The sequence below is a fragment of the Vibrio sp. 10N.222.55.C6 genome (genome assembly GCF_041473395.1).
Classification (GTDB): domain Bacteria; phylum Pseudomonadota; class Gammaproteobacteria; order Enterobacterales; family Vibrionaceae; genus Vibrio; species Vibrio crassostreae_C.
In genome coordinates this window covers 1-300 of sequence record NZ_JBFRSD010001237.1, presented here as the reverse complement: position 1 = coordinate 300, position 300 = coordinate 1, and the positions used below count along the sequence as shown (strand labels likewise).

The following is a 300-nucleotide window of genomic DNA, read 5'->3' as shown; positions in this document are numbered from 1 at the left end:
TATTAGGAAAGACGGAAATTGTGCATTTGGGAGCTTACCAGAAGGGTGTCCCAAAAATATGCTAGGAGTGCTTGGTGACTTTCTACTTACAGTTGATGAACTAGATATTGTGGTGTTGAGTGCCCGTAGTCATGAGAGAACATTTGTTTCATTGCGTTCTGAATGCCCCCAGAATGACATGGCTAAGGTGATAAAGAGATCGCTGAATGATACGGGTGTTGGTTTTGGTGGAGGACACTCGCATATGGCTGGTGGTGTTGTTAATCAAGTGTTTGACCATTCCAATGAACGGGTCTTTAT

The 300-nt window shown here is 43.3% G+C and carries 1 protein-coding gene; it reads left to right on the top strand.

Annotation, left to right across the window (positions count from 1 at the left end; genetic code table 11):
• Positions 1-300: DHHA1 domain-containing protein (locus tag AB4486_RS28350; RefSeq protein ID WP_372120161.1), on the top strand; the 300-nt coding region annotated here is incomplete at both ends.